Source organism: Nocardiopsis listeri, from assembly GCF_020741345.1.
Classification (GTDB): Bacteria; Actinomycetota; Actinomycetes; order Streptosporangiales; family Streptosporangiaceae; genus Nocardiopsis; species Nocardiopsis listeri_A.
In genome coordinates, this window is the sequence record NZ_DYZD01000284.1 from 1 (window position 1) to 8,261 (window position 8,261).

Genomic DNA, 8,261 nt, shown 5'->3' on the forward strand with positions numbered 1-8,261 from the left:
CGTGTGTTCGGGTCGCCGGAGTACCGGTCCGCGCCCGGGTGGGTCCGCCGGACCGAGTCCGGTCCCTGGGGGGAGGCGTCCGTTCGAGGGGACGACCCGTCGCTCGGTTCCGCCGGGTCCTCCGCGTCTCGCCGGCTCATGCCCACTCACCTCTCCCTTCCGTTGCCGCGTACCGGGGTCGTACCGTCGCCACGGCCTTGGTCATGGCCTCCGCCGCCATGTGGATCGCCGTTCGATGGGTGGCCTCCGAGACCCGGCGCATCTGCACGGCGAGTCCTTGGGCGAGGTGGCGGTCGTAGCGCAGGCGAACGGCCTCGGCCCCGCTCTCGGCGATGATGCGGGTGATCCGCGCGGCGTCGAACCCCGGATCTTCGTCCCTCTCCTGGTCGAAGACCACGATCACGCTGTTCTCCACCTCGTGCCGTCGGCCTTCACGGAGCAGACCGTCGAGCCTGCGGCCCACGATCCGGGCCGAGTCCCGGGTCGCCCGCACGACACGGACACGAGAGTGGGCGGTCTCGGTGACGGCGTTCACGAACGCCCCTCCCGAACCACCGGTCACCAGCGTCACACCGAAGAACCGGAAGAGCGGGAGCAGACCCGCCGCGTAGGCGTCCTCGTTGTTCTGGGCCGCCTGGACCGTCCACAGGCCGGGTGCCACCTCACCGAGACTCTCCTTGGCCTGCTCGAAACTCGCGGTCCGCACCCCCTCGCCCAGGGCGTGCGCGGCGTGGGTGTCCAACCGGGTACCGAGCGGAGGAAGCCGGTCGGTGGCGTCCACCGTCAGGACCCGGTCCCGACGGTGGTGGGCCAGGACCCGGGCGATCAGAGCCGTCACGACCGCCGTGTCCGCACCGGTCCCGAAGTCGTCCACGAGGATCCGACGGCCCGTGGCCGTGGAACGCTGCAGACGCCTGCGCAGCTCGATGGTGTCGGCGATCTCCGACGCCGGTAGAAAGGGGGTCACGACCGCTCGGCCCAACCTGCGCGGCCAGGGGTCCCCGTGTACCGCCTTGGTGGCGCCCATCGTCATCCTCCCCCTCAGAAGGTCGCGAGCAGTCGCTCGAAGGTCCCGAACGCGCCGACCGCCAACGGCACCATGACGATCACGGCGATGACCTCGAACCGGCCGGTCACACCGCGCAGACGCGCACGCACGTGCTCGGGCTGCTCGGTGGCCAGGACGACCACCGGGACGGCCGCGACCGCGATGGCCACGGTCAGGGCCGGCCAGACCGCCCACGACTCGCCACCGGCCCACTCGACGAGGAAGACGATCAGCACCACGAGGCTCGCGGCGATGAGCGCGGCCTTCTGCGCGATGAGCGGGAACAGCCGAGAGCGGCTCGCCACCACGATCGCGAGCACCGCGCACAGCCCGGACGTCCAGGGGGTGAGGTTCGTGACGAGCCCGAGTCCCGCGACGGCCACGGCGATGGCCACCGCCACGGTGGCGATGACCAGACTGCGATGTGCCCTGGCCACGGAGGTGAGGACGTCGTCCCTGGCGACCGGTTCGCCGGAGCTTCGGCGATCGTCCAGGACCGTCAGCCCCGAGATCATGAGGGCGACCCTCAGGAGCAGGCTCAGCCCGAGCACACAGATCACGGTCAGCAGCACCGCGACGAGGTCGGTGGGCAGGCCCAGGGCGCGAGACAGAGTCCACACCGAGGCCAGGGCCAGACCGACACCGCCCCCGGCCAGCCCGCCCCTGCCCAGCCCGGAGGTGAGGCCCAGCAACAGCACGAGCCCGGAGAGCAGCGCGGCGGTCCCGCCCCACAGGGCCCAGCCCGGCCAGTCGAAGTGGTCCCCGGCCCGCCACAGTCCGAAGCCCCCGACCACGGTGCCGCTGATCGACAGCGCGGTGCCCAACGGCTCCCGCCAGGTCGGTCCGATCGCGGCGCCGGCGGTCACCAGCACCAACGCGATCGCGACGATCGCCGCGAGACCGGTTCCTCCCGGCAGGTGTCCGTGGACGAGCCAGGCCGTGCCCAGGGCGAGTGCGGCCAACGAGACGGTGGCACTCCAGCGGGCCGCTTCGGGGGTCCAGCGTCCGGTGTGGTCGTCCAGGGCCTTCGACACCGCCTCGGGCACCTCGTGCACCACCGGAGCGGGGACGGGGGCCTCGTCCTGGACCAACCAGAGCACGGACCCGTCCTCGATCCGGCGTTCCTCCAGGGTGTTCTCACCCGCCAGGACCGCGCCGGACGCGGTCACCAGGTGTCGCAGCCTGGCCGGGTTCTGGGGCTCGTCTCCGAGTAGCTCCAGGACCTCCGGCATGAGGACACCGACGGGTTCGCTCGCCGGGAGTACCGCGTCGACCCGGCGCTCCTCACCGACGATCGTCACACGGCTCCAAGCGGTCATGGCCTTCCATTCTGCTGTGCGGGCGGCGCGACGCGCCACGGGCTTGGTCACGCGTCACGCGCGTCGACCGGTTTCGTCATCGGGGAACTCGTCATCGGGGAACACTGTCGACCGCCACACGCTCGACGTACCCCTGGCCGATCAACCAGCGCAGGGTCGGCGCCGGCGGCACCTCGGAGAACCCTGCCGTGTCGAGCGTGAAGCGGACGCCTCCACCGGGGTTGTCGTCCTCCGCCGGAGCGGTGGTGGCCGTCACCCGGAACGGGTGGACGACCCGGTAACGGTGATAGAGGTCCTGATCGCCGGAGTCCGTCCGAACATAGTCGGGCAGACCGCGTTCGGCGTAGGGGGTTCCGTCGGGGAAGAGGTGGCGCCCGCTCTCCGGGCCGAAGGAGTCGAGGATGTCCCCCGATTCGAGCGTGTGCAGGTAGGACTCGGCGTTGCGCTGGTCCAGGCCGTCTCGGACCTCCTCCACCAGGTCCGACGTCTTCTCCGCGGCGGCGGCCTCGTCGGTGGTGCTGAGCGTCGCCGGATCACCCTCGGTGGTCGCCAGTTCCTGGAAGAGCCAGCGAGCGGTCTCGTCCTCGTCGGCGAACTGGTAGCCGGGACGCCCCTGGTCGTCGTCCATGACGACCACGGACAGTGCGCCGAACTCGTCGTCTTCGGTGATGAGGTAGTAGCTGCCGACGGTTCCGGGCTCGGGCCGGGGCTCGCCGGGCAGGACGTAGAGGTCCTCCGGGACCTGGGCCTGATCCAGCTGTTCCCTGAGCATGGCCAGGTCGACCCGTGCTCCCACCCATTCACCGGGGATCGCCGGGATGGCGTTCTCCACCGGCCCGGACTCGGCCTGTTCACGCTCCAGACGCTGGTTGCCGAGGGTGTTGGTGACAAAGGACCAACCGACCGTTCCGGCGCACGCGACCGCGGCCAGGCAGGCGCTGATCACGATCTTGCCGATTCCTTCGTCCAAGCGGCGTTTGGTCCGCTGTCCGCCGAACAACACCGCCTCGCGCAGGCGTTGCCGACGGACCGCGACCGATTCGAGCAACTGGTTGTCGTAGTCGCGGCCCATCGGTGCTCCTCTTCGGTGACTTCGTTCCTCCTACCGGAACGGAGTCAGATGTTCTCTGCGGCGGTCCGGGCCCTGGTCAGGGCGCTGTCGGCGATTCCGTCGTTCTCTTCCATCACGGAGCGGATGATGGCGATGATCTCCCTGGCCTCCTGGGCGGCCAGGGCCCAACGCTGGTCCTTCTCCAGGTAGGTGACGTCCGCACCCTCGATCACGGTTTCCGACATGACGGAGTTGACGTCGATCTCGTGGTCGTCGATGAGTCTCTCCAACTCACCGGTGATGCTCGTGATCGTCTCCTGGACGTCGGCCGAAGCGTTCTTGCTGTATTTCGTGTAGTCGCTCATCTACGCACCATCCCCAAGGAATTATCTAGGCCCGGAGTTTGCCGACATCGAAATTCGCGGCGTTCATCTGGGATTGAGTCGAGTCCGACATTTCCTGGTCACCCTGCATCACAGCGTTCATCATTTCCATCTGACCTTCGTTCAGATTGCTGAGATCACCGCTCACCAGGATGGACACCGTCTCCGCCCGACGGTGAAGCTCGTCGAGTGAATTTCTGCCGCTACCCTCGAATTTGTCCTTCAGCGGATCAACCGCACTCACGAGCCTGTTGACCAGGGTACTGAGTTGTTCACCCGATTCACCGGTATTGCTGGTCATCTTGGAGAACGATGCCTGATGGAAATCGAGTTCCTTGTCCGCCATTTTCCACCTGCCTTGTCACGAGGATTGGCGTCGGCCGACCCCGACTTCCAGGGGATGCGCCGAACAGACCTACGGTTCCCATACTCCATCACGACGCCCCGACAGCGCCGACCGCGCTTTCGACCCCTTCGAACACACCGATCACTTCGATGACCTGCCCGAACACAAGGCGCGACCGATTCGCCGCCCGGCTCGAAATGTTCGACGAACCCATAAACCGTGACGAAGATCACCATCCACCCCTTGAATGGCCCTTGTCCCCCGAAGCACCGACACCTGTGCGGGAACACGAAAGAACCTTAGAAGCCCTGCTTCGATAGGGTTTTGTCGCTCCTGCCCGATCTCATGACTTCTCCCAGAGTCGAGAGGAACGCCGATGGCCCTCCGTGTCGTACACCGGCCGACACGCACCACCCACCCGGCTCCCGCCGAGGAGTCCAGGGAAGTGGAGGCTCCTCCGACCCTCCCCGACGGCAAGTCCCAGGGCAATCCGCTCATGGCCATCCTGCCGATGGTGGGCATGATGGCCTCCCTGACGATCATGATGGTCATGCGCAATCCGGCCTTCATGGCCCTGGGCGCGGTCGTCCTGTGCGTGGCCCTCCTCGGCGCACTGCTCATGCTGTTCTCCAGGCGCGGCCAGGTCGGCAGGCAAAGGCGCAACCAGCGCGAGCTCTACCTCCAGTACCTGGAGGAGCTGCGGGAGAGGCTGAGCACCTGGGAACAGCAGACCCGGGCGCACGCACGCCTGCTCGACCCTCCCCCGGAGGCCCTCTACGACGTCCTCCGCGACCCCAAGCGACTCTGGGAACGCCGCCGGCGCCACAACGACTTCCTGAAGGTACGGGTCGGCACCGGTGTGGCCTCCGGCCGCCCCCTGAACCTGGCCGAGCAGGGCACCGCCCTGGCACCCACCGACCCGTTCATGCAGTCCGAGGCCCAGGGAGTCATCCAACGCTTCGAGACCATCCCGGACATGCCGTTCGCCCTGCCCTTGGACATGACGGGCAACGTCAGCGTCGTGGGCGAACGCGAGGACATCATGCGTCTGGTCCGGTCCATGGTCGCCCAGTTCGCCGTGTTCCACGCCCCCGAGGACGCCGGCCTGGCCGTCTCCTACCCCGAGGAACACGCCGACGATTGGTCATGGCTGCTGTGGCTCCCCCAGGTCCTCGACCCCCAACGACGTGAACACGGCGTCGCCACCCGCCTCATCGCCCCCTCCCCCCGCGACCTCGGCGCCCTGCTCGCCGACGAACTGCGATCGCGGAGCGACTTCGCCTCCGAGGTGCGCCGCGGCATGGGGCGCCGCGAGGCCTACCAACTGCTGCGTCGACTCCTCGTCATCCACGACACCCACGGCGAGGTGGCCACCGAACTCGTCCGCCCCGACCACACCGTCGACCCGACCTCTCTCGGCGTCACCGTGCTGCACCTCGTCTCCCGGCAGATCGACGAGCCCGGCGACGTGAACGTGCGCGTCACCGTCACCGGTGACCAGGTCAGGGTCGAGGACCTGCGTCCCACCGACCCCGTCGTACGGACCGGCGTCCTCGACGACGTCTCCCCCGCCACCCTGACCGGGTTGGCGCGCATGCTCGCCCCGCTACGACTGTCCGCCGAATCGATCGAGGAGACGGCACAGGAGGGTGGTCGCGTCGACTTCACCGCCATGCTGGGCGTGCGCGACCCCGGTGACATGGACGTCCAACGTCTGTGGGCCCCTCGCAGCGAACGCGCGTTCCTGCGCGTTCCGATCGGCGTGGACGAGATGGGCCAGGCACTCGTCCTGGACCTGAAGGAATCCGCCCAACTGGGCATGGGGCCGCACGGGCTGTGCGTGGGCGCCACCGGATCGGGCAAGAGCGAGATGCTGCGGACCCTGGTGCTGGCCCTGGCTGCCTCCCACCCGCCCGAACGTGTCAGCATGGTGCTGGTCGACTACAAGGGCGGCGCCACCTTCGCCCCCTTCGAGGACCTGCCGCACGTCTCCGGGATGATCACCAACCTGGAGGACGACGCCGCCCTCATCGAACGCGTCCACGCCAGCCTCTCCGGCGAGGTGCAGCGCCGTCAGCAGATGTTGCGCGACGCGGGCAACGTCCCCAACATCGGGGACTACACGTACAAGCGCGAGAAGGACCCCTCACTCGACCCGATGCCGCACCTGCTGGTGATCATCGACGAGTTCGGCGAGCTCCTCACCGCCCGTCCCGACTTCATCGAACTGTTCCTGTCCATCGGCCGGATCGGCCGCAGCATCGGTGTGCACCTGCTTCTGTCCAGCCAGCGCATCGAGGGCGGCAAGCTCCGTGGTCTGGACACCTACCTGTCGTACCGCCTGGGCCTGCGCACCTTCTCCGAGGAGGAGAGCCGTACGGTCCTGAACACCCCGGACGCCTTCCACCTGCCCGCCCTGCCCGGGTTCGGCTACCTGAAGGTCGACACCACCGTCTACCAGCGCTTCAAGGCCGGCTACGTGTCCGGCGCCTACCGCGGGCCGGTCATCGAGGAGGAGCCCGAGGACGAGAACGTCACCCCCTCGCCCCGGCTGTACACCGCGTACAACCCCTCCCCCGAGGAGGTCGCCGAGACGGTGTCCCCCGACGAGGAGGCCTCGATGCCCACCCGCACGACCGATCCGACCCTGTTGGACGTGATGGTGGGACAGCTCGGCCAGCACGGCGAACCCACCCGGGCCATCTGGCTGCCTCCGTTGCCGAAGGCCACCACCATCGACGCGATCTGCGGTGCTCCGGAGGAGACCGAACACGGACTGCGGATCCCCGGTGAGCGTCCGGCACTGCAGGTGCCGATCGGGCTCTTGGACGACGCCACCAAGCAGTGGCAGGGCGAGTGGCTCCTCGACCTGACCGCCTCGGGTGGCCACGTCGCCGTCATCGGTGGACCGCAGAGCGGGAAGACGACCCTCCTGCGCACCCTGGTCCTGTCATTGGCGCTCACCCACACCCCCGACCAGGTGGCCGTGTACTGCCTGGACCTGCTCGGCGGCGGCCTTCAGTCCCTCTCCGGGCTGCCGCACGTGGGCGGCGTCGCCGTGCGCACCGACGCCGAACGGGTCCGCCGAACCATCGAGGAGGTGCGGGGGATGCTCGAACACCGGGAGGAGGTGTTCCGAGAGCGCGGTATCGACTCGATGGAGCAACTACGCGCCATGCACGCCCGCGGCGAGGTACCCGAGTTGGCCACCGCCGACATCGTCCTGTGCGTGGACGGCTTCGGTGCCCTGCGCCGCGACTTCGAGGAGGTCGAGGGCATCGTCACCGAACTGCTGCAGCGCGGTGGCGGGTACGGCGTCCACATCGTCTCGGCGATGCTCCGCTGGAACGACGTACGGATGAACGCCCAGTCGAACTTCGGTCAGAAGGTGGAGCTTCGACTCAACAACCCGACCGACTCGGCCATCGCCCGCAAGCTCGCCGAGACCATCGGCGAGGGTGACAACGGCCGGGCCCTGACCACCATGAAGCTGTTCGCGCAGACCGCCCTGCCCCGGTTCGACGGGGCCCCCTCCACCGAGAACCTGGGCGACGTGGTGGAGCGTGCCGTGCGCGCGATCGACCGTGCCTGGATCGGCGCCCGCGCCCCCGAGGTCCGTGTCCTCCCGCACCGGCTCTCGGCGCAGGCCCTGCCGGACAGGGAGGCCGAGCCCAGGACCGTGCCGATCGGACTGGACGAGCGCGCCCTGGCCCCCGTGCGACTGGACCTGTTCGAACGGGATCAGAACCTGCTGGTCATCGGCGACAGCGAGTGCGGCAAGACCAACCTGCTGCGCATGATCGCCGAAGGGCTCGCGGCGCGGTACACGCCCAAGGAGGTCGTGTTCGCGATCATGGACCCCCGACGCAACCTGCGCGACGTCGTCCCTCCGGAGTACGTCGGCGGGTACGCGACCAACCCCCGCGTGTGCGGGGGCCTGGCGACCGGCGTGGCCAAGGAGATGGAGAACCGGATCCCCCAGGACGGGGAGGGCCAGGAGGTCGAACCGGGCGCCTTCGAAGGGCCTCGCGTCGTCGTGCTCGCCGACGACTACGACGTGCTGACCACCGCGGGCCAAAAACCGTTGAGCCCGTTCGCGCCGTACGTGTCGAAC

The 8,261-nt window shown here is 68.6% G+C and carries 6 protein-coding genes; 1 reads left to right on the forward strand and 5 read right to left on the reverse strand.

What is annotated here, in order from left to right:
• Positions 1-136: 136 nt before the first annotated feature.
• The 5 genes from K8V84_RS15140 to K8V84_RS15160 form a co-directional block, all read right to left on the reverse strand.
• On the reverse strand, positions 137-1,027 hold the full coding sequence (locus K8V84_RS15140; RefSeq protein WP_304075307.1) for an ATPase: 891 nt from the start codon (positions 1,025-1,027) through the stop codon (positions 137-139).
• 14 nt (positions 1,028-1,041) lie between these two features.
• A complete protein-coding gene (eccD, locus tag K8V84_RS15145) occupies positions 1,042-2,367 on the reverse strand; it encodes a type VII secretion integral membrane protein EccD (RefSeq protein WP_304075310.1) in 1,326 nt (441 codons plus the stop codon).
• Between the two features lie 91 nt (positions 2,368-2,458).
• Complete coding sequence (locus K8V84_RS15150; RefSeq protein WP_304075313.1) at positions 2,459-3,439, reverse strand: TNT domain-containing protein; 981 nt, start codon at positions 3,437-3,439, stop codon at positions 2,459-2,461.
• Positions 3,440-3,483: 44 nt separating this feature from the next.
• Positions 3,484-3,783: a hypothetical protein gene (locus tag K8V84_RS15155; RefSeq protein ID WP_304075315.1), complete on the reverse strand. Its 300-nt coding sequence runs from the start codon at positions 3,781-3,783 to the stop codon at positions 3,484-3,486.
• A gap of 25 nt (positions 3,784-3,808) precedes the next feature.
• Positions 3,809-4,147, reverse strand: coding sequence for a hypothetical protein (locus tag K8V84_RS15160; protein ID WP_304075318.1), 339 nt, complete (start codon positions 4,145-4,147; stop codon positions 3,809-3,811).
• 376 nt (positions 4,148-4,523) lie between these two features.
• On the opposite strand from K8V84_RS15160, the gene eccCa reads away from it, so the two are divergent.
• Positions 4,524-8,261 (forward strand): type VII secretion protein EccCa (eccCa, locus tag K8V84_RS15165; protein WP_304075320.1); only part of this gene is annotated, 3,738 nt, incomplete at its 3' end.